18 protein-coding genes are annotated in these 19,035 nt (G+C 45.4%); 13 read left to right on the top strand and 5 right to left on the bottom strand.

Translation table 11 applies throughout. The features are described from left to right. The first annotated feature begins 168 nt into the window (after window positions 1-168). Complete coding sequence (locus H735_RS23040; RefSeq protein WP_020194114.1) at window positions 169-774, top strand: TetR/AcrR family transcriptional regulator; 606 nt, start codon at window positions 169-171, stop codon at window positions 772-774. 20 nt (window positions 775-794) lie between these two features. Here the strand turns inward: H735_RS23040 and pdxR are convergent, their stop codons facing one another. Beyond that, window positions 795-2,225 carry a MocR-like pyridoxine biosynthesis transcription factor PdxR gene (gene pdxR / locus H735_RS23035; protein WP_020194113.1) on the bottom strand — a complete coding sequence of 477 codons (1,431 nt, stop codon included), beginning with the start codon at window positions 2,223-2,225 and terminating at the stop codon, window positions 795-797. A 100-nt stretch (window positions 2,226-2,325) separates the two neighbouring features. Here pdxR and H735_RS23030 point away from each other — a divergent pair, with 100 nt between their 5' ends. Continuing rightward, complete coding sequence (locus tag H735_RS23030; RefSeq protein ID WP_020194112.1) at window positions 2,326-2,982, top strand: pyridoxamine 5'-phosphate oxidase family protein; 657 nt, start codon at window positions 2,326-2,328, stop codon at window positions 2,980-2,982. On the opposite strand, the gene H735_RS23025 is transcribed toward H735_RS23030, so the two are convergent. Together H735_RS23025 and H735_RS23020 are read right to left on the bottom strand one after the other, a co-directional pair. Next, the gene (locus H735_RS23025; protein ID WP_020194111.1) at window positions 2,963-4,285 is read right to left on the bottom strand and encodes an ATP-binding protein; all 1,323 of its coding nucleotides are present in this window, start codon (window positions 4,283-4,285) and stop codon (window positions 2,963-2,965) included. The two genes, H735_RS23030 and H735_RS23025, sit on opposite strands and share 20 nt — an antisense overlap. Window positions 4,286-4,288: 3 nt before the next feature. After that, a complete protein-coding gene (locus tag H735_RS23020) occupies window positions 4,289-4,981 on the bottom strand; it encodes a response regulator transcription factor (RefSeq protein WP_009704784.1) in 693 nt (230 codons plus the stop codon). A 369-nt stretch (window positions 4,982-5,350) separates the two neighbouring features. On the opposite strand from H735_RS23020, the gene H735_RS23015 reads away from it, so the two are divergent. Together H735_RS23015 and H735_RS23010 are read left to right on the top strand one after the other, a co-directional pair. Continuing rightward, window positions 5,351-6,679, top strand: a complete 1,329-nt coding sequence (locus H735_RS23015) for a hypothetical protein (RefSeq protein WP_020194110.1) — start codon at window positions 5,351-5,353, stop codon at window positions 6,677-6,679. A gap of 12 nt (window positions 6,680-6,691) precedes the next feature. Next, window positions 6,692-7,381, top strand: coding sequence for a VV20781 family protein (locus H735_RS23010; protein ID WP_020194109.1), 690 nt, complete (start codon window positions 6,692-6,694; stop codon window positions 7,379-7,381). A gap of 72 nt (window positions 7,382-7,453) precedes the next feature. Here the strand turns inward: H735_RS23010 and H735_RS23005 are convergent, their stop codons facing one another. Continuing rightward, window positions 7,454-8,455 (bottom strand): AraC family transcriptional regulator, encoded by a 1,002-nt coding sequence (locus H735_RS23005; RefSeq protein WP_027726541.1) that lies wholly within the window; start codon window positions 8,453-8,455, stop codon window positions 7,454-7,456. Between the two features lie 107 nt (window positions 8,456-8,562). On the opposite strand from H735_RS23005, the gene H735_RS23000 reads away from it, so the two are divergent. The 6 genes from H735_RS23000 (at window position 8,563) to H735_RS22975 (ending at window position 16,333) form a co-directional block, all read left to right on the top strand. Then, a complete protein-coding gene (locus H735_RS23000; protein ID WP_005442452.1) occupies window positions 8,563-8,889 on the top strand; it encodes an MFS transporter in 327 nt (108 codons plus the stop codon). Then, a complete protein-coding gene (locus H735_RS22995; protein WP_005442453.1) occupies window positions 8,889-10,112 on the top strand; it encodes an HlyD family secretion protein in 1,224 nt (407 codons plus the stop codon). The genes H735_RS23000 and H735_RS22995 overlap by 1 nt, the downstream gene beginning before the upstream one ends. Window positions 10,113-10,213: 101 nt before the next feature. Next, on the top strand, window positions 10,214-11,536 hold the full coding sequence (locus H735_RS22990) for an ABC1 kinase family protein (RefSeq protein ID WP_020194107.1): 1,323 nt from the start codon (window positions 10,214-10,216) through the stop codon (window positions 11,534-11,536). Between the two features lie 74 nt (window positions 11,537-11,610). Continuing rightward, the gene (locus H735_RS22985; RefSeq protein ID WP_020194106.1) at window positions 11,611-12,957 is read left to right on the top strand and encodes a magnesium transporter; all 1,347 of its coding nucleotides are present in this window, start codon (window positions 11,611-11,613) and stop codon (window positions 12,955-12,957) included. An 850-nt stretch (window positions 12,958-13,807) separates the two neighbouring features. After that, complete coding sequence (gene codB, locus H735_RS22980) at window positions 13,808-15,046, top strand: cytosine permease (RefSeq protein WP_005442458.1); 1,239 nt, start codon at window positions 13,808-13,810, stop codon at window positions 15,044-15,046. Window positions 15,047-15,055: 9 nt separating this feature from the next. Beyond that, a complete protein-coding gene (locus tag H735_RS22975) occupies window positions 15,056-16,333 on the top strand; it encodes a cytosine deaminase (RefSeq protein ID WP_009704790.1) in 1,278 nt (425 codons plus the stop codon). Window positions 16,334-16,383: 50 nt separating this feature from the next. On the opposite strand, the gene H735_RS22970 is transcribed toward H735_RS22975, so the two are convergent. Next, window positions 16,384-16,566: a hypothetical protein gene (locus tag H735_RS22970; protein WP_009704791.1), complete on the bottom strand. Its 183-nt coding sequence runs from the start codon at window positions 16,564-16,566 to the stop codon at window positions 16,384-16,386. A gap of 535 nt (window positions 16,567-17,101) precedes the next feature. On the opposite strand from H735_RS22970, the gene H735_RS22965 reads away from it, so the two are divergent. The 3 genes from H735_RS22965 to H735_RS22955 all read left to right on the top strand — a co-directional run. Further along, entirely contained in the window at window positions 17,102-17,872 is a 771-nt protein-coding gene (locus H735_RS22965; RefSeq protein ID WP_005442462.1) for a hypothetical protein, read from the top strand. A 106-nt stretch (window positions 17,873-17,978) separates the two neighbouring features. Next, complete coding sequence (locus H735_RS22960; RefSeq protein ID WP_020194105.1) at window positions 17,979-18,632, top strand: HD domain-containing protein; 654 nt, start codon at window positions 17,979-17,981, stop codon at window positions 18,630-18,632. Between the two features lies 1 nt (window position 18,633). Continuing rightward, window positions 18,634-19,035, top strand: a 402-nt coding sequence (locus H735_RS22955) for a helix-turn-helix domain-containing protein (protein ID WP_042980460.1), incomplete at its 3' end; no start/stop codon positions are given.

Here is a 19,035-nt window from a genome sequence, read left to right as displayed (position 1 = left end):
TCCAAGAGCGTGACCGATAAACCTACCGGCCAACAGTTATGTGACATTTTTGTAAAAAGGTAAACTTCGGAGTTTATTTTAAGGCCAATTCAACAAAGGGTAAACTCAAAAGTTTACCTGTTTGTATCAATTTGTTAGATTGGCCGGAACGCATAAAGGAGAGAGACCATGGCACTCATAGAAGAAAAGCGTTTAGCCATTATTATTGCGGCTAAAGAAGAGTTTATTGAACATGGGTTTACCAAGGCGAATATGGATAGAGTATGCGCGTCTGCAGGGGTATCAAAGCGAACTCTTTATCGTCACTTTAAGAGTAAGGAAGTATTGTTTGAGTCGATACTTGCCATCATCAAATCAAGCGTCGATGAAAAAAATCATTATCCGTTTGATGCACATAAGAGCCTAGCTGAACAACTGACAGCCATAACTCGGAATGAAGTGGAAATTCTTTACAAAACTTATGGAATTCCGTTTACTCGGGTGGTGATGGCTGAGTTTTTGCGCCAACCAGAAATGGCTCAACAAATCATAACAAAGCTGTATCGTTCTCACGTCCTAGCGAAATGGTTTGAGGAAGCACAACAGGCCAATGCAATACAACACATTGATAGTGCTTTGCTTTCTAATACATATTCTAGCCTGTTCAATGGTCTGTTTTTGTGGCCATTCGTATTCAACATGAAACCACTTCCATCCTCAGACGAAATAGAGCAGAAAATCGAACATCTTGTTTTTGTTATCTCAAGCACCTGTGAAGCATCAATTCAACGTTAGTTAAAGTGATACTTCAGCAACTAAAACAACTCAGAAAGCTGTTCAACCAGAGCATCAATCTCACACAGCGCGACATTGCCGTAGCCTAAGACTGCACCTTGCCAATCTCGCGTTCTAAAATCTGAATGCTCATAAAAACTCATCGGACGCAGCACAATACCTTTTGACTGAGCACGCTGCGTCCATTCGTGTTCATCAATACCCTGCTGCCACTTTAAAGTGATATGGAGACCAGCAGCCTGACTGATCACCGCAACTCTATCGCCAAAGTGCTTTTCAACCGCCAAATACATCTGCTCATGCTTAGTTTTGTACAGTCGGCGCATTTTTCGGATATGACGTAATAACCCACCTTCAGTAATAAAATCTGCCAACGCTTCTTGTGTGTGCGTAGGTGAATCACCACTTAACGCATCTTTAACCACTAAACATTGCTCCACTAAACGTTCAGGAACCACAAGGTAGCCAAGCCGTAAGCCATTAAACATCACTTTACTGAAAGAACCCACATACAACACGCGATCATCTCGCCCCATTTGAGCCGCTAGCCCTTGTAAGCTGGTATAGGGGCGATGAGCAAACTGGAATTCGCTGTCATAATCGTCCTCGATGATCCAGCGTGACTGTTCGACTGCCCAGTTGATGATCTTCCCTCTTTGCTCAGTATTGAGTGTGGTGCCCATCGGATATTGATTACTTGGGGTGATATACAGCGCATCGACATCGCTTGTGGTCACCGCTTCTACATCAAAGCCTAGTTTCTCTCGGACGAATAAAGGCTCAAATTGATACTGCTGGAATTGAATCAACTTCCGCATTTGCGCGTAACCCGGTTGCTCCATCAGAACCTTATCACCTTGCTTGAGAACAACCATCGTCGCAATAGACAACGCCTGCTGCGCCCCAGAGGTAATAATGATGCGCTCTGGGGAGCAATTCACTGAGCGGCTTGATGCAAGGTAGTCAGCTAAAGCACTGCGTAATGTCCAACTGCCCTGGATATCTTGATTCCCCAACAAGCAGGAACGGGAGAGATGGCGAGCAAGTAACTTTTGCCATTGCGCCATCGGAAACGCTTCCAAATCAGGCACACCCGGTGCAAATGCGCAGTTGATATCAAAGTTGGTTTTCGGTGAAGAGTCCGTCTTGATTGAACTCGGTTCAGGTAGATACTGCTCCGGCAGTTCTACGGCAACATAAAAGCCCGAACCTTTCTGACTGTTCAAGTACCCTTCCGCCACTAACTGCTCGTAGGCTGAAATTACGGTATTCCGACTAAGGTTAAGCTCTTGTGATAGCTTTCGTGTAGAGGGTAATTTCCCATTCTTCGCCCACAACCCTTGAACAATCTTCTCGCGGATTGCAAAAAACAACGCTTGCTGACGCGTTCCATCACTTTCTTTTAAATGCAGGTCACCGATATCAATCAAAGACAAACTGGATCCATCCATTAGTTAAAACTGGCTCTCTTTAAGCTACCAGTTAAACGCTACATTGCAATCAGAGATTGAGGAGCAAGTGCTCGTCCATGTGAGCAAATAAGGAGAGAAAATGTTATCCAATACCAATAGAACGGAAATTAAGAAAGGCGTACATAAAGCCGTCTCTGATGTTAGCAAACTGCACGCCATCATAGATGAAAGCCTAATCGCTCATGTTGCAATAACCAACGAGTCTGGCCCTGTAGTTATTCCCATGTTGGCATGGCGTGTCGATGATTACGTGTATATCCATGGTGCCAACAACAGTCGATTGTTACGCTCACTCAAACAAGGAGTGCAAACGTGCCTTACCTTTACTTTGTTTGATGGTTGGGTATTGGCTCGAAGTGCATTTCATCATAGCGCGCATTATCGTAGCGCCGTGGTCTTTGGTCAGTTTGAGATTGTGGATTGTAACCAAGAGAAAGACAGATTACTGAATCACTTTATCGAACAGATCGCTCCGGGGAGAACCGAAGAAATCCGTTTGAGTAATGAGAAAGAGCTCAAAGCCACTATGCTACTGCGCATTCCACTCACAGAAGCATCCGTGAAAATCAGCAATTTTGGCGTCAATGATGATGCGGAAGACATGGACATTCCTGTTTGGGCTGGTGTCTTACCCTACCGAACCGTCGTAGGCCCACTGCAAGCTTGTGACGATTTGTATGAAGGTATTGCTGAGCCAGATTACCGCAGTGCCTATCCTAATCGTTGGCAGAAATAAGTACCGTAAAACGTGCCCCGCCTAAGTGACTCTCGCCGACGGAAAGTTCCCAACCTAATTGCCTCGCTGCACTGGTAGCGATGGCAAGTCCTAAACCAAAACCTTTCACGTCGGCGTTGCGGCTTTTGTCTAAACGAGAAAATGGAACAAACACTTCTTCTCGCATTGCTTCAGGGATGCCCGGGCCATCATCTTCGATATCAACAATCCAGAAATGCTCAACCGATCGAATCGTCACCTCAACGCAAGATTCACCGTAACGTTTTGCGTTCTGCAGCAAGTTATCGAGGACAAGGTTACCTAAAGTCGGTTGCAAGTGAATGGATTGATACGCGAGTTCATTTTCTACCGTCAGCTTGGCGAACTCTAAGCCTCGGTAATTCATTCGGCTTTTGCACCAAAGCGGCAGTTCAATAGTTTCAACAGAATCGCTCAAAGAATGGTTTTTTACGCTCAAACGAGACAGCATGACAATGTCGGACGTTAAATCCGTCACGACATCAACGTACCGTTCAATATCATCATGCAGCTCAGCCTGCATTTCACCGCTGGTGCGCCTTGCTAAATCCGTCGCTAACTGAATTCGGCTGAGCGGAGTGCGAACTTCGTGAGGGATAGCTTGGGTAAAGATGTGTGTCTGGCGTACTCGCCTTTCTATGTCTTCTGACATGCTGTTGAAGCCTTGGGCAAGTTCTTTCACAGGTTGCGAAAATTGCTTTAGATCGACTCGCGTATTCAACTCACCAGATCCAAACTGTTGTTGTGCGGCTGTTAGTTGTCGGATCTGGCGATCAAGGCGACGCACAGGTATGTAAACCATGACACCTAAACTGCACACCACAGTAAGTAACAGAGTGAGAACGAAAATGATCTCGGAATCTTCATCCCAATCGATATCTGGACTGAAAAAGTCACGCTTTTCTTTAAAGACCAAGCTCTCTGACGTATTAGGAAGCGGGAATACCGCAGCGTAGATACTGTCATCGATTAAATAAACGGGTACCCCTTGCATACGATAAAGCAACTCGCAGTCCAAGCACGGGGGTGAACCATCCCAGTTTTTCAACAATGTGAGATCGAAGATAAAGAAATCTTGTTTTCCGTTGGCGGTGAGCTTTTTGTACAGTGAGTCGGGTGAGCCTCGTTGCTCGATATATTGGTCAACAAAGTAAGCACCATCACTTAAGAAAATACCTGCTTCTGTTTTACGCATGTACTCGTCGCCCATGAAAAGGAACAACGCGACCGTTAACGCGAGGCCAGTCACCAACCCCACGTAAAGACGAGTAAACATGGAAAACATGCGCTACTTCCCTGTAAGCATATAGCCGCGATTACGCACGGTTTTTATGGTTGCGGTATGGATATGAGCCTTGGAAAATTTTTTCCTGAGTGAGGAGATTCGCATGTCAATGGAACGATCGGTAATGCAATATTCAATACCTCGGGCAAGGCGGCAGCATGACTCTCGAGAGACAGGCTTATCGACGTTGAGCATTAGGAGCTCTAGGATCTCAAATTCAGAGTCCGTGAGATCGATGTCTTGTTCCAAGTAGTAAGCTTTGGAACGACGGGTGCAGAGGTCAATACCATATCGACTCAATTCAGTCTCTTCTACAGTATCAACTTGACGGCGATAGCGGCGCAATGCGGCTTCAATGCGAGCGAGCAGAATATTACCTTTGATCGGTTTGGTCAGGTAATCATCAGCCCCAAACTTAAACAAGCTGACTTCACTCATCTCATCATCCGTTGCGGTTAGAACAATAATGATTCCGTGGTAGAACTCTCGCGCCTCTTGGCATATTTCCGCGCCATTTTTGCCGGGTAGCATCAAATCCAACAGCACTAATTCCGGCTTGAGTTCTTTAATTGCCTCTAACGCGTTTAGACCATTATCGACCACTGTAACTAGATAGCCTTCCGCTTCTAGATACATTTTGGTTAGTCGAGCAATCTCAGAATCATCCTCTACTAGCAAGATTTTATTGCCACCCATGAACCATTCACTCCATCTATAAAACAGGAGAAGTATATCGTTCGTTTTGTAGGGCGCAACCCACATACACGGCACTTTTTCCTACAAGAGATCGCTTACAAACACTTACAAACCATACATTTATAAAAGCCAACCACACTAAAAATAAGACAATTAGAGTAAAAAACCAATTTATAAATCAAAGACAGAACATTAAATAATTAAAACCAACCATGGCGATATATAAATCCTTTATTATTTTGGATTTATCGAATTAAAAACCTTACAACAAAACATTTCTAATCATTATGACTCAGCTTGCTCATATAGACAGATTTTTCTGTTCCCCCTAAATTCCCACCGAACCCTCAGCCTGTGAGTAATACAAGAATGAAATTCGCTCGATTAACGCCTTTAGCCATGTTGTGTGCGGTTAGCCTAACAGCTTGCGGTGGTAGTGACTCAAATTCGAAAACCTCGACAACCACACCTCCAACGCCACCAATCCCAACATTGAACACCGTTATTATCCCTACTGTCGTTTCTACAGAATTTCCAGCCGAGTTAAAAGTAGCTGCAGATGCTGGCTTCACCCACTATGTAAAAATCTCCCTTTCTGAAGCAAACAGCGACGATGCATTTCACATTGTGGCGGTTGATGACGGTGTGAATAATGAAAAAATCTTTCGTGCCGCAAAAATCATCCAACACCTACTCACAAACCAACCGGATTCTAAGTACGGCGCCGACAAGTCTGGTATCGCTAAGACATTAGCCGACCGTGATGCGACACTAATGAGCAGCAAAGACACGCCAAACTGGCTCATGAACAGCCAATCTCTAATGTACCGAGAACTCACGGTTGAAGGCGACTGCCATTACATGAACAACTTTGCTGATTACTGTGCCAATCTTGGCAACCACGCCGACCGTGATGCCGCTTTTGAAGAAATTCTACACTTGGTCCAAGCGCAAGGCATTGCACCTAACGCGTCGACTGCGACACTGCAAAACGACATTCAAGCTCATGCGTTAAGCATCTATAACGATATCCAAGCTAGCAAGCCAACGGTATGGCGCCCTACACAAGATGATTGGGAAGATTGGGAATCAGACGACTTCGATCCAGAACGTGTTAAGCAAACAGGCCCTTCTTACTCTCACGAATATTTTGCTGCCGCTTTTGAAGCGTACATGGGCGTAGCAAAAGCAAACGGGCAAGGCTTAGACGGCTACCAAGCATTAACGCGTGAGGAAATGCAAACCCAAGATCCACAAGCGGTTGATTGGATTAGCGGCTTATTCCACGGATATCTGCAATACACTGCGAACATCGATTCTGCAGGCGTCAAGCTTTACACAGAGAAGACGAATCCGGGCACAGTACCTACCTTCCGTATGTCACCAAACAAAGACCGTTTGGTAGAAGCGTACACCTACAAATCTCAGTGGCTGACAAAAGTGAAAATCGTTGGCGACGACGCAATCAACGTCATCGGTAATGACCAAGACAATACGTTTGAAGGCAACAGCAAAGACAACAGTATTTATGGTGAAGGCGGCGTCAACACCTACATCGTGCCGCACAAACTGGCGGAATGTATCGTAATCAAAGCGAAGAACGTCTCTGTTGAGTGTCCTAGCACAGGCACTGACGAGCTATACGACATTCAGAACATCCAATTCACCGATCAAACTTTAGATGTAACCAAGCTATAAAAAATGAAAAACATGAAGAAACTTACTTTACTCGCTCCCCTATTCCTTGTTGGTTGTGGTGGCCTTGCTGTCATGGATCGTACTGATGCAGTAAAAGCGCAACCAGAAATGTTGGTGAAAACCGACGGCGATTTTTGGGGATTCGGTGCGGACGGCCATTTTGATTTTGCTGGCAAGTACAAAGGCAAATATTCACGCAGTGCTTCAAACTCAAGCTGGTTCAATCGCATCTCATTTAAAGAAGGCACAATGGGCGCAGAAGTGACTCGCATAGACAGCGGTGAAACTTGGCTCCTAAACTGCACAGGCGGCGGCATGTCGGTTAACTACATGGGCGTTGATTTTGGTGGCAACGATCCATACACCTGTGACATTACTCAAGATGGTAAAAAAGTCGGTGAGTTTGCGATGGAGCCAAAATCTGCACTTATCGACATCAGCCTTGAGAAAAAAGAGACAGGCGTCGTTCGAGTTGGCAACACACATTTCAATGTGGAAACCGTACACACGAGCCCTGATTCCATGATGGCGGTAGACATTCCATTGGGTTACAGCTTCAAGCAAGGCACACAAGAAGTAGCAGCAGTGCAGACGAACGGCACAATTGCCGTACAGATGTTGCCAGAGCTTAACGATAAACAAAAAGATGTGGTTGCCATCGGTGCTGTTGCGAGTGCACTCAGCTGGCGTCCTGAAGAATAAGCGTCTAAATAACGCACAAAAACCAAAGCCCTCAACCTAGAGGGCTTTTTTGTTAATACACGCCTTGTCAGACTATTTTTCTAGTCGCGCTGCATACTGTTTCGGTGTTAAGCCTCGGTGCTTTTTGAACATGCGATTGAAACTCGCCACATTGGTGTAGCCAAGCCGCAGTGCAATATCGTCAATACTATTCTGCTTACTCAACAACTCTGCCGCGACATTACTCAGTACATAGCCAGACACGGTTGAAAAGTTAAGCCCTAATTTGTGTAAGCGGCGTTGAAACTGCTGCTCAGATAAACCCAATAACGTCGAAACGCGTTCAAGTGTAGGAAGTCCATAGTGGCTACTGTAATTCACCACTTCATAAATCACTTTCAGCTCATCTTCTGGATCGGGCATGTTAAGTAAATCATCCAAATCGGAAAAACTCATCGCTAAACGGTTGTCTTCACGATGATTTACCTGCCGCGAAGCAAGACGGTCATCGCCGTTAATCCATATTTCTGTCTTGGGTTGGCTCCATTCCACTTCACAGCCGAAGTACTCTTTATAGATCGCACTGTTTTTCCTAGAGCCAGAAATCATCACTCGCAAAGGTTGATAATCTTCACCCAAAAACTCGCGTAAGATTTTGATCATGAATATTGCACAACGAATGCTGTCGTGCACTTTGACTGAGGTTTCAATAAAGGGATTATGATAGGTCCATTTGATGATTTTTCCGGATTGTTCACCCGCAAAGAAGGCACCAGATTGAAGATTACTCGTACCATAATTGACTCTTCGAATCGTGCTAGCTAAGTCATTGCCAGAAAACAGCCAACGCCCCACAGGGCCAAGCTTTTGCAGCTCGATGTCTCGGCTAAGGTTCAATATCACATCAGGGTCATTGCTTCGCTCTTCAACACGTCGATACCATTCGGACACCGCCCTCAAAGGAATTAAGCCCATCGGGTTATGAAACACCGAAGCAGGTATACCAAGCTCATCTGAGCTCAAATTGTACTTAGATAACGCAAGGTTATTCATGTTTAAAATACCCATAGCGCGAATAAACCGAACTGTTCTCATAACCAATCACATCAAATTTAATCCTCTAGTGATTGAATTTGTCACAAAGACTCACCTATTTCAATTCCAGATCACAATAAGCCAACAGTTTGATAGAGGAGTGTTTAATGAGTTTACTGAGTGTCCCATTTGTCGGAACCGGCGCAGATACAGCGTTGCATGTCGTTGCTGCCGTCGTTTTAATCGCGAGTGTTGCAGGCGCGTGTTACGGCTTTTGGAAAATCCATGAGTTACCAATTAATAAGGCACATAGCAAAGACCACCACCAGATAGGGTTGATCACCGCCCTCACCTGGATAGGTTTTGTCTGGCACTGGGTATGGGTGCTAGCCGTGATTTTTGCATTCGTTGATATGGAAAAAGCCATCATCAATCTGCGTGATACATGGAAAAGTAAACCGCAAACAGAAGCACAGCCACAAGAGGAGGCGTAATGTTAGAAGGTTTAGCGGTTTGGGCACTCTTCATCTATTTACTGCGTTTAGTCGGCATGCCTTGGAACAAAGCGACCAAATCGTTCGCTTATCTTGGCGGTTTGGGTTGGCTGATGTTTGTATGGGTGGGCTTGATTAACTTCACACCGATGGATTTATCCGGCGGTTCAGTGGTGCAATCTCCTCATGTTCAATTGCGTCCAGATTCAACGAACGTGAAAGGCAAAGTTGACCATATTTACATCAAGCCGAATCAACAAGTTGAAAAAGGTCAGCTCATTTATGAACTTGACCCAACGCAATACGAAATTGCATTAAATCAAGCGAACGTATCCGCTGATTCTGCTCGCGTTGCATTAGCGACGGCCAAAGGCGACATCGAGATTGAAGAAGCTAACCACGAAGCGCTAGTGCAAGATCTGGAAACATCAAAGAGCCAATTGGAAGCCGCGAAAGTTGACTACAAATTGCAGAAAAAGATGCTAGATCGTTATGTTGAGCAAAACCGAGTGGTGCAAAACACCATTACGGAAAGCGACATCGACAAACAGTCGAGCACGGTAGACATGGCTCGCCACAATGTGTTGACTCTTGAATCTCAAATCAAGAAGAAACAAGTCGATATTTCACGTGCGAAGCTAGCGATTCATAAAGCGGAGTTAGCGGTTGAAACGAAACAGGCGGAATTGCGTCAAGCGGAAGAGCAAATTGCAAAAGCACAATGGGATTTGAACAGCACCAAAGTGCACGCTCCTAGCGATGGCTTTGTGACTAACTTTATCTTGCGTGAAGGTCAGCGCGTATCAGCGATGCCACGTATTAATATGTACACCAACGAGAAGTACGTACTGATGCGAGTGAACCACCAAGCGATTCGTAACATCAAACCGGGTCAACCTGCGGAATTCTCCTCTTCGGTTTATCCAGGTAAGATCTTCTCAGCGACTGTCGAGGGCATTGTTGAGGCAACAGGTGAATCACAAGGTAACCTAATGGGCTTCGATGACTCTGTTCGCGTCACAACCGGTAAGAACTTGCAGAACAAACACCACTTTGTTCGTCTTAAGATTGATGAGCCAGAAGGCTACGACATCCCTGTTGGCTCTGTTGGCCTTGCATGGGTCAGCGGTGAAAAACCGATAGGCTTCATGGCCTTCTTGGATGTGATTCGCGGGATCATCATCCGAATGAAGTCTCAACTGTACTTCTTCTACTCTATCTAAACTCACAAACCGCCAGTTACGCTGGCGGTTTTCTTTTCATTTGTATCCAAGCACGTACTTTTCCCGTATAACAATTAGTTAGTAAACAACGGAGAAGATTCATGTCGGCAAAGGAAAGAAGCCTACCTACCCATCGTATCTCAAGATTCAGCAAGTTCGCTTCACTTGCTACCCGTGTCGCAGGCAATGTGATTGCAGAAGGCACGAAGCAGATCGCCAAAGGCAACAAACCAAAAGCGAAAGACCTATTGCTGACGCCACAGAACATCGCGCGCTTAACCGACCAGCTCGCCCATCTACGTGGCGCAGCAATGAAGCTCGGTCAAATGCTATCAATGGATGCTGGTGATGTACTTGAACCTGAACTCGCTGATATTCTTTCCCGTCTTCGCTCCAACGCAGACCCAATGCCAGCGAAGCAACTGAACGGTGTTATGGAAGGTTCGCTTGGTGCTAACTGGAAAGCCGAGTTCCTGTCCTTTAACTTCAAACCTATTGCCAGCGCCTCAATCGGACAAGTGCATCAGGCCTACAGCGATGCAGGTGATAACCTAGCCGTCAAAGTACAATATCCTGGCATACGAAAAAGTATCGATAGCGACGTCGATAATGTCGGCACACTACTTAAAGTCGTTGGGTTGATTCCAGAGTCCGTTGATTACAAAGGCTTGCTGGAAGAAGCGAAAAAGCAACTGCATGATGAAGCCGATTACGCACGAGAGGCGCAATTTGCCATTCGTTATCATGACGCTTTGAAGGAGCACCCTCATTTTGTGGTGCCGAAGATTCACACCGAAAGCAGCTCAGACTCCGTTCTCGCGATGGAATTCATTGATGGCAGCCCGATTGAGCAAATCGAACATTATGATCAGAGTACGCGAGATTTTGTCATGCACAGCCTACTCGAATTACTGTTTCGAGAGCTGTTCGAATTTAAGATGGTGCAAACCGATCCCAACTTCGCCAACTACTTATATATCGAAAACACTCGTCAAATCGGCTTGCTAGACTTTGGTGCGACCCGCGAATACAGCGAACGATTCAGTACTGGCTATCGTCAAGCTTTTGCATCTGTCGTAAATAATGACGAACAAGGCTTGAATGATGCGCTTGAACAAATAGGTTTCTTCAGCCAAACCATACTACCAGACCAGCGCCAAGCGATTCTCGATCTAGTGAAAATGGCATGTGAACCTATGTTGGTCGATGAGCCGTATGATTTCAAAACTAGCGGCTTAGCACAAAAGCTTCGCGAGGCTGGCACTATTCTGAGCATGGAGCAAGAGTACTGGCACACGCCACCAGCCGATGCCCTATTCCTACACAGAAAAATTGGCGGTATGTACTTACTCGCCGCTCGTATTGGCGCAAAAGTGAACATTCGCCAATTGGTCTCACCTTACCTACAGATAACTGACCAATAGGCTATTGTTTTTCTGCTATTTTCGAGTACCTTGATCAGCTGCCTATAAGAATAATCTGACTGTCGGGGTGCTCGGTGAGTAAGTTTCAAGACCTCTCCACTCTAATCGAACAAATTGTCCAAGCAGACGAAGCGGAACAAGTCACCGCTTTGAATGATTCTATCGAATGCGGTCTCGAGCCCGGTGCGGTTGCATTGATCCTCGAAGCCTTCCCGATCGATGATCGTGTGCGCTTGTGGCGTGCGTTACCTATGGAACTGCACATCGATGTGCTAACCGAAATGCGTGCAGAAGTGCGTCTTTCGATCATCGAAGCGCTTTCTGAAGTTGAGTTAAAGCTTACCTTAGCCAAGCTAGATAACTTATCTCTGATCGAATGGGCAGACTCTCTGCCTGAAGAGTTTATCAATGAAGCGTTAGAACTGATTGAGAAAGATGAACTCGACCTCTACGATCAAGCAAATGAATACGAAGACGAAGAACTTGGCCGCTGGGCTGAGCGTAAGATCATCACCCTCCCTTTTAATATCACGGTTGGCAAAGCTCGACGCCTAATGGAGCGTTACAGCTACGATACACCGCAACAAGTGTATCTCATCAACCGTAAGAAACAGTTTCGTGGCGCGGTGAACTACTATGAAATCTTGCGTAGTGAGGAAGACGTTCGCCTTAAAACCTTAGCGATAGAAACCGTCACAGTACTCGACAGTAAAATGGAGTTACCAGAAGCGGTCGAAGCGCTAGAGCACAGCCCTCTTCCTGCTTTGCCAGTGACGGATGCTGACCAAACCTTAATTGGGGAAGTAGATTGGCAGTTTGCTCTGAGCACGCAACGTGAAATCTACGAAGCACGCTTGATGGCGGGTACCGGTATGGATGAGGGCGATGACTTGTTCGCGCCTACTCTAAAGAGCTCGCAAAAGCGCGGCGTTTGGCTCGGTATCAACTTACTGACTGCAATTCTAGCCTCTGTCACCATCGGTTTGTTTGAAGACGTGATTTCACAAGTGGTTGCTCTTGCTGTTCTGATGCCAATCGTCGCCTCTATGGGGGGGATTGCGGGCAGTCAAACACTGACCTTGATGGTTCGTGCTATGGCATTAAATCAGATCACCCCAGGTAACCGTTTTGCGCTGCTTAAAAACGAACTGGGTATCGGCTCTCTTAACGCTTTGTTGTGGGCGCTGATCATCGGTGGGTTAGCAGGACTTTGGTTCCAATCTCCCGTTCTAGGTGGAACCATCGCGTTGGCCATCATCGTCAATATCGTTACCGCAGCATTATTTGGCGTTCTGATCCCTATTGTTCTGGATAAACTAAAGCTAGACCCAGCCTTGGCAGGTTCAGTCATCCTGACGACCGTTACTGATGTCGTCGGTTTCTTTGCTTTCTTGGGTACTGCCAGCCTAGTAATGTTGTAAAAATGATTGCCCTTGTTAATTAATTCATCATTAGCATATTAATTACAAATTGCAATCCGCATTTGCATTTTGCAATTAACACAATAAATTAGGCAACCTATATCACAGAAACCGCGTTTTTACGGTGGTTTTAAAGTTGGCACGCTAACTGCATTATCTATAGTGACCCTTCTTAAGCCGAGGGTCACCTAGCCAACTGACGTTGTTAGTGAACTTGAATTTGTTCACAAGTATATAAGCCATTCGCACTCTTTGCGGTTGGCTATTTTTTTATCTGTGTTTTCCTGATTCCTTTCTTCGCCTTCCTCCTTCTCGCACTCAGTACTCTCTATTCAAGCTGCAGCAAAATCCCAGTATCAAAGTCAAAACCCCTAAAACTTACAAACGATTTCACTCCAGATTTCGCCAAGTTAACCATTAAAAATAACCACCTGAGACTATATTCCTTATTTAAGCCGCATAAACATCAGTGATTAAACTTAATTATGTTTAATTTATGCGCAACACAACACCCAACCAGAAAGAAAACGTTTGCTTAAAAAACATAAGAGGTAACAATGGTTGAGTTTATAAAGAAAGCGTGTAAAGCAAAGGTGATATAAGAAAGTGCTCAATGATACCGATTTCATGACAGATTACTCTTGCATGAAGCAATCAATTAACAAACTTTTTTGCTCTTCAAATAAAACATAACCTTATGTTTTTAATGGAATAAAAAAACACAAAGACTTGAGTGAACGTTTAAATGACAAAAAACTCATTGACTATGAGATTTACATCACGATAATACGCGCCGTTTGCCCAGAAATTGGGATCTATAATTAGTTTTAATTTTTATGCGGAGGTAAAAATGGCTGCAGACAATAACTACAGTCTCGGACCGGTTCCTAACACTGCCAGAAAGGGCGTGGCATCATTAACCATGGTTATGTTGGGACTCACTTTCTTCTCCGCAAGTATGTGGACGGGCGGCTCGCTCGGTACTGGCCTTTCTTTTGATGATTTCTTCCTCGCTGTTCTCATTGGTAACCTAATCCTCGGTATCTACACTTCTTTCCTCGGTTACATCGGCGCTTCTACTGGTCTCTCCACTCACCTCCTTGCTCGTTTCTCTTTTGGCTCTAAAGGCTCTTGGCTTCCCTCCGCACTTCTTGGCGGTACACAAGTTGGTTGGTTTGGTGTTGGCGTAGCAATGTTTGCGATTCCAGTAAACAAAGCAACAGGCATCGATACAAACACGCTTATAATCATTTCTGGTCTACTCATGACCGCAACGGTTTACTTCGGCATCTCTGCGCTTATGGTGTTATCTGCGATTGCAGTTCCGGCGATTGCCCTTCTTGGCGGTTACTCTGTGATTGAAGCAGTAAACAGTGTTGGCGGCGTGGCTGAACTGCAAAAAGTACAACCGGCACAACCTATCGACTTTTCAGTAGCGCTAGCAATGGTGGTTGGCTCGTTCATCAGTGCGGGTACCCTAACCGCAGACTTTGTTCGATTCGGCAAGAAGCCAAAAGGCGCAGTGATGGTCACGATGGTGGCGTTCTTTATCGGTAACTCACTAATGTTCATCTTCGGCGCAGCTGGTGCAGCGGTAACCGGTCAATCGGACATTTCAGAAGTGATGATCGCGCAAGGTCTTCTTATTCCAGCTATCATCGTTCTTGGCTTGAACATCTGGACAACCAACGACAACGCGCTTTACGCATCGGGTCTAGGCTTTTCCAACATCACTGGTTTGCCAAGTAAATACATCTCAATGGCGAACGGTTTAGTAGGTACATTGTGTGCACTATGGTTGTACAATAACTTTGTAGGCTGGTTAACCTTCCTATCGCTTGCAATTCCACCAATTGGCGGCGTAATCATTGCGGACTTCTTCATGAACCGTAAACGTTACACAAATTTCGCAGCAGCAGAGTTCCAAACGGTTAACTGGGCTGGCATTATCGCTGTGGCGATTGGTGTTGCAGCAGGTCACTTCCTTCCGGGTATCGTGCCTGTGAATGCGGTACTAGGCGGCACAATCAGCTACCTGATTCTAAATCCTATTCTTAATAAAAAGACACTGGCACAACAGCCAGCGTAAGGAACCATCATGACGACACTATTGATCAAGAACGCAACGCTAAAGGGACAGGAAGGTCTCCAGCAAATTTTGATTGAGGATGGTCAATTCAAGCGTATTGAAGACAATAATGTAGAACTAAATTACACAGGTGATGTTCTTGATGCGGAGGGCGGCATGGCTGTCGCTCCTTTCTGTGAGCCGCACATTCACCTAGACACCACGCAAACCGCCGGTGAACCAAGCTGGAACATCTCTGGTACGCTTTTCGAAGGTATCGAGCGTTGGGCTGAACGCAAAGAAACGCTGTCGATTGAAGACGTGAAATCACGCGCAAAGCAAACACTTAAGTGGCAAATTGCAAACGGCGTACAGCACGTTCGTACTCACGTTGACGTTTCTGACCCTACCCTAATTGCCCTAAAAGCGATGGTAGAAGTTCGTGAAGAAATGAAAGAGTGGGTAGACATCCAAATCGTTGCGTTTCCACAAGAAGGCATTTTGTCTTACCCGAACGGTAAAGAATTGCTAGAAGAAGCAGTTCAACTAGGTGCTGACGTTATTGGTGCAATCCCTCACTTTGAATTCACTCGTGAGTACGGCATCGAGTCTCTGCACTATGTTTTCGAACTGGCACAGAAATACGACCGTTTGATCGACGTACACTGTGATGAGATCGATGACGAGCAATCACGTTTTGTTGAAACGCTTGCAGCGCTAGCGCACAAGTTCAACATGGGCCACAAGGTAACTGCAAGCCATACAACGGCTATGGGCTCTTACAACGGTGCTTACGCATCTCGCCTGTTCCGTCTGCTACGCATGTCTGGCATCAACTTCGTTGCAAACCCATTGGTGAACATTCACCTTCAAGGCCGCTTCGATGATTACCCGAAACGCCGTGGTGTGACTCGTGTGAAAGAAATGCTGAATGCCAACATCAACGTCTGTTTTGGTCACGATGATGTATTTGACCCTTGGTACCCACTAGGTACTGCAAACATGCTACAAGTGCTGCATATGGGTCTGCACGTGTGTCAGGTGATGGGTTACGACCAAATCAACAACTCACTGGATCTGATCAGCACGAATTCAGCACGTACACTGAATATTCAAGACAAGCACGGCATTGAAACAGGTAAGCCAGGTAGTTTACTGATTCTTCCTGCAGAAAATGGGTTTGACGCAGTACGTCGCCAAGTTCCGGTTCGCTACTCTGTTCGTCACGGTAAAGTGATTGCAGAAACACAGCCTGCGACAACACACATTCACCTTGGTGAGCAAGAGCAAGTGACTTACAAGCGCTAATCACTGAGCTTTTAAACAAAAAAAGGGTCTGATTAAATCAGACCCTTTTTTTATTTCTTCACGCGCTGTGTTAGGTGTCTACGGCAACTAATGACATTCCTTAGCAACGAAGGCGTATTCCCTAAATAGACAACCTTGCCATCTTCATCAACAATGGCAGGTACAACCTTTAAGCCTTTCATATCTGCGCCGTATTCCACCAACTTACGTTCTAGCTCATATAAATCCTGCATATCTCGGACTCAATTTATAATTATCAATTTTCGCGTGAATGCTATCCCTCTAAAGAGATATCAATACTGATCTGGATCATGAAAGATAGATCCTAATTATGGTGGGCTCAAACTTGAGACACTTCGTGGTTTGAATGTGTTTTTGAATGTGAAATTTTGTGAATTGCATTCAAATTAAATTTCAAAATATAGACAGTTTGCGTAATAAATATTTGCACTCCTTCGTAACAAACACTAAAGTTAGGGAGTTAGTTGAGCTTTATACTAAAAAGCCACAAATCGCCCAAACACAGATTTAACACTAACAACGTCAAAATTAGTGCTTATAAAATAAAGAATAAAACAAAACCTAGGGTCAACAGCAATGTTGACCCTTTTCTTTGCTTCCCTCAACTCGAGCCAAACAGAAAAACTTTGAGCCCTATAGTAAACAAAACTTTTGCGTGATAACTGTCGGTTATCAGCGAGATAAGTGGATTCCTAATCAAACAGCGTTCAATAATAGCTTCGAACCAAACATCTCGGAGTGAAATACATGAACATTTTCAACAAAACTACATTGGTCGCGGCGCTATCTCTTCCCCTACTTGCAGGATGCGTGACTCCGGGAGAAGATGATCCAAACGCATTAACAAAACAAGGCGCTGCAGGTGGTGCACTTTTAGGTCTGACTATGGGCGCTTTGACGGGTGATGCTGAGCTCGCCGTGAAAGGCGCAGTTGCGGGTGGTGTAGCCGGTGGTGTCGCAGGTGCTGGCGCGGATATTCACAATAACCGTGACAACATTCGCCACGACAGCCGCAATGACGCGATTAGTGGTATTAACGGTGGTCAGAACACAGCAGCAACCAATGCCCCGCAGCAGTGGCAAGAGATCGATAACTTTGTTGGTGATTGGAACGTAAATATCCAGAACCACAATCGCGACTTTAAAGGTTTAGAAGGTCTGTCGGCACACGGCTCACTAGCAAAAACAACAGAAGCAAATGTTAAGGTGACCAACTCGCAAGGCGTTGACCTTAATGCCGCGTTCACGTTCGATCCACAAGCAGGCTACCAACTAACGCTGACTAATGAAGCAAAAGATGTATCGGTTGCTTTTGCTGGTGAACAACAATCACAAAACCATCGCTACAACTTCTACCCGATGAACATTAACGACGTCATTTACCAAGGTATTCCAACGGGTGATGTGCGTGTCGAGCTAGGTTTTGCAGGTCCAAACGTTTGGACCATCGATAGCTACGCTTACATCGACGGAGCAGAACAAAAAGTACAAACGTTCCGATTCACTCGCACCCAGTAAAACAACAAGGCTTTCTTCGCAACATCTCAATAACAACGTCTCATTTGGCAATTTAATAAAGGCTTAGGCATACTCTGTCTAAGCCTTTATTTTTTAGAAGAAATCCATGTCTCAACTTAACCTAGCTGAGCTCAGCCAATTTGAGCCTCAGTTCCTACAGTTTATGCAGCAAGAGATGCAAACTGATGCCGCTCACGACCTCAGTCACGTCCGACGCGTAGTCAAAACCGCTCGTCAGCTAGCAGAACAAGAAGGCGCAGATTTAGCCGTTGTATTGCCTGCTGCGTATCTGCACGATTGCTTTACTTACCCAAAAGATCACCCGAACCGTAAGCAAAGCTCAACAATTGCGGCAACCAAAGCGATTTCGTTTCTAGAAAGCATCGACTACCCTGCTCAATACCATGACGCTATCGCCCACGCTATAGAATCTCACAGCTTTAGCGCCAACATTACACCTAATACTTTGGAAGCTCAGGTCGTCCAAGACGCAGACCGCTTAGACGCGCTTGGCGCAATTGGTGTGACACGTTGTATTCAAGTGAGCACGTTGTTTGATGCCGTCTTATATAACGAACAGGACATGTTTGCAGAGCATCGAGAATTGGAAGATAAACGATTCACCATCGATCATTTCCAAACCAAATTGTTTAAAATAGTCGAGACGATGAACACCAAAGCAGCCTATGAAGAAGGTTTGAAGCGTAAAGCGTTTATGCAGTCTTACCTAGATCAGTTGCGCCAAGAAGTAGAAGGTTAATATGTCGGAAAGTCACGACCTAATTAAAGAGCTCAAACGCCAGCTCAAGCAGTCTGGTTTGCACTATGTCGATGTCGCACAGCATTTGGAGCTAAGCGAGGGCTCAGTAAAACGCTTATTGGCAGAAGGCAGTCAAATCAGCCTCGACCGCTTGGAGCGTATCTGTCAGCTGATTGGGTTAGAAATGGCAGAGCTATTTAAACTGGCAGCAGCACACAACAAAGGGCTGGAGTCGCTCACGCTAGAACAAGAAAAACAGTTGGTTGATGATAAAGGCTTATTGTTGGTTGCGGTTTGTGTGGTCAATGGTTATCGCTTCGAACAAATCATCGAGCAATACACCTTTGATGAGTTAGAGCTGATACAAAAGCTAGCTCAACTCGACCGCCTCAATATCATCGAC

The sequence above is a fragment of the Vibrio owensii CAIM 1854 = LMG 25443 genome (assembly GCF_000817815.1).
GTDB classification, from domain to species: Bacteria; Pseudomonadota; Gammaproteobacteria; order Enterobacterales; family Vibrionaceae; genus Vibrio; species Vibrio owensii.
The sequence above is the reverse complement of the archived record's forward strand: the minus strand, read 5'-3'. Positions and strand labels throughout refer to the sequence as shown.

Coding starts and splice junctions, on each gene's coding strand:
- H735_RS23040 (WP_020194114.1), top strand. CDS start 169: ATGGCACTCATAGAAGAAAAGCGTTTAGCCATTATTATTGCGGCTAAA.
- pdxR (WP_020194113.1), bottom strand. CDS start 2,225: ATGGATGGATCCAGTTTGTCTTTGATTGATATCGGTGACCTGCATTTA.
- H735_RS23030 (WP_020194112.1), top strand. CDS start 2,326: ATGTTATCCAATACCAATAGAACGGAAATTAAGAAAGGCGTACATAAA.
- H735_RS23025 (WP_020194111.1), bottom strand. CDS start 4,285: ATGTTTTCCATGTTTACTCGTCTTTACGTGGGGTTGGTGACTGGCCTC.
- H735_RS23020 (WP_009704784.1), bottom strand. CDS start 4,981: ATGGGTGGCAATAAAATCTTGCTAGTAGAGGATGATTCTGAGATTGCT.
- H735_RS23015 (WP_020194110.1), top strand. CDS start 5,351: ATGAAATTCGCTCGATTAACGCCTTTAGCCATGTTGTGTGCGGTTAGC.
- H735_RS23010 (WP_020194109.1), top strand. CDS start 6,692: ATGAAGAAACTTACTTTACTCGCTCCCCTATTCCTTGTTGGTTGTGGT.
- H735_RS23005 (WP_027726541.1), bottom strand. CDS start 8,455: ATGAGAACAGTTCGGTTTATTCGCGCTATGGGTATTTTAAACATGAAT.
- H735_RS23000 (WP_005442452.1), top strand. CDS start 8,563: ATGAGTTTACTGAGTGTCCCATTTGTCGGAACCGGCGCAGATACAGCG.
- H735_RS22995 (WP_005442453.1), top strand. CDS start 8,889: ATGTTAGAAGGTTTAGCGGTTTGGGCACTCTTCATCTATTTACTGCGT.
- H735_RS22990 (WP_020194107.1), top strand. CDS start 10,214: ATGTCGGCAAAGGAAAGAAGCCTACCTACCCATCGTATCTCAAGATTC.
- codB (WP_005442458.1), top strand. CDS start 13,808: ATGGCTGCAGACAATAACTACAGTCTCGGACCGGTTCCTAACACTGCC.
- H735_RS22975 (WP_009704790.1), top strand. CDS start 15,056: ATGACGACACTATTGATCAAGAACGCAACGCTAAAGGGACAGGAAGGT.
- H735_RS22970 (WP_009704791.1), bottom strand. CDS start 16,566: ATGCAGGATTTATATGAGCTAGAACGTAAGTTGGTGGAATACGGCGCA.
- H735_RS22965 (WP_005442462.1), top strand. CDS start 17,102: ATGAACATTTTCAACAAAACTACATTGGTCGCGGCGCTATCTCTTCCC.
- H735_RS22960 (WP_020194105.1), top strand. CDS start 17,979: ATGTCTCAACTTAACCTAGCTGAGCTCAGCCAATTTGAGCCTCAGTTC.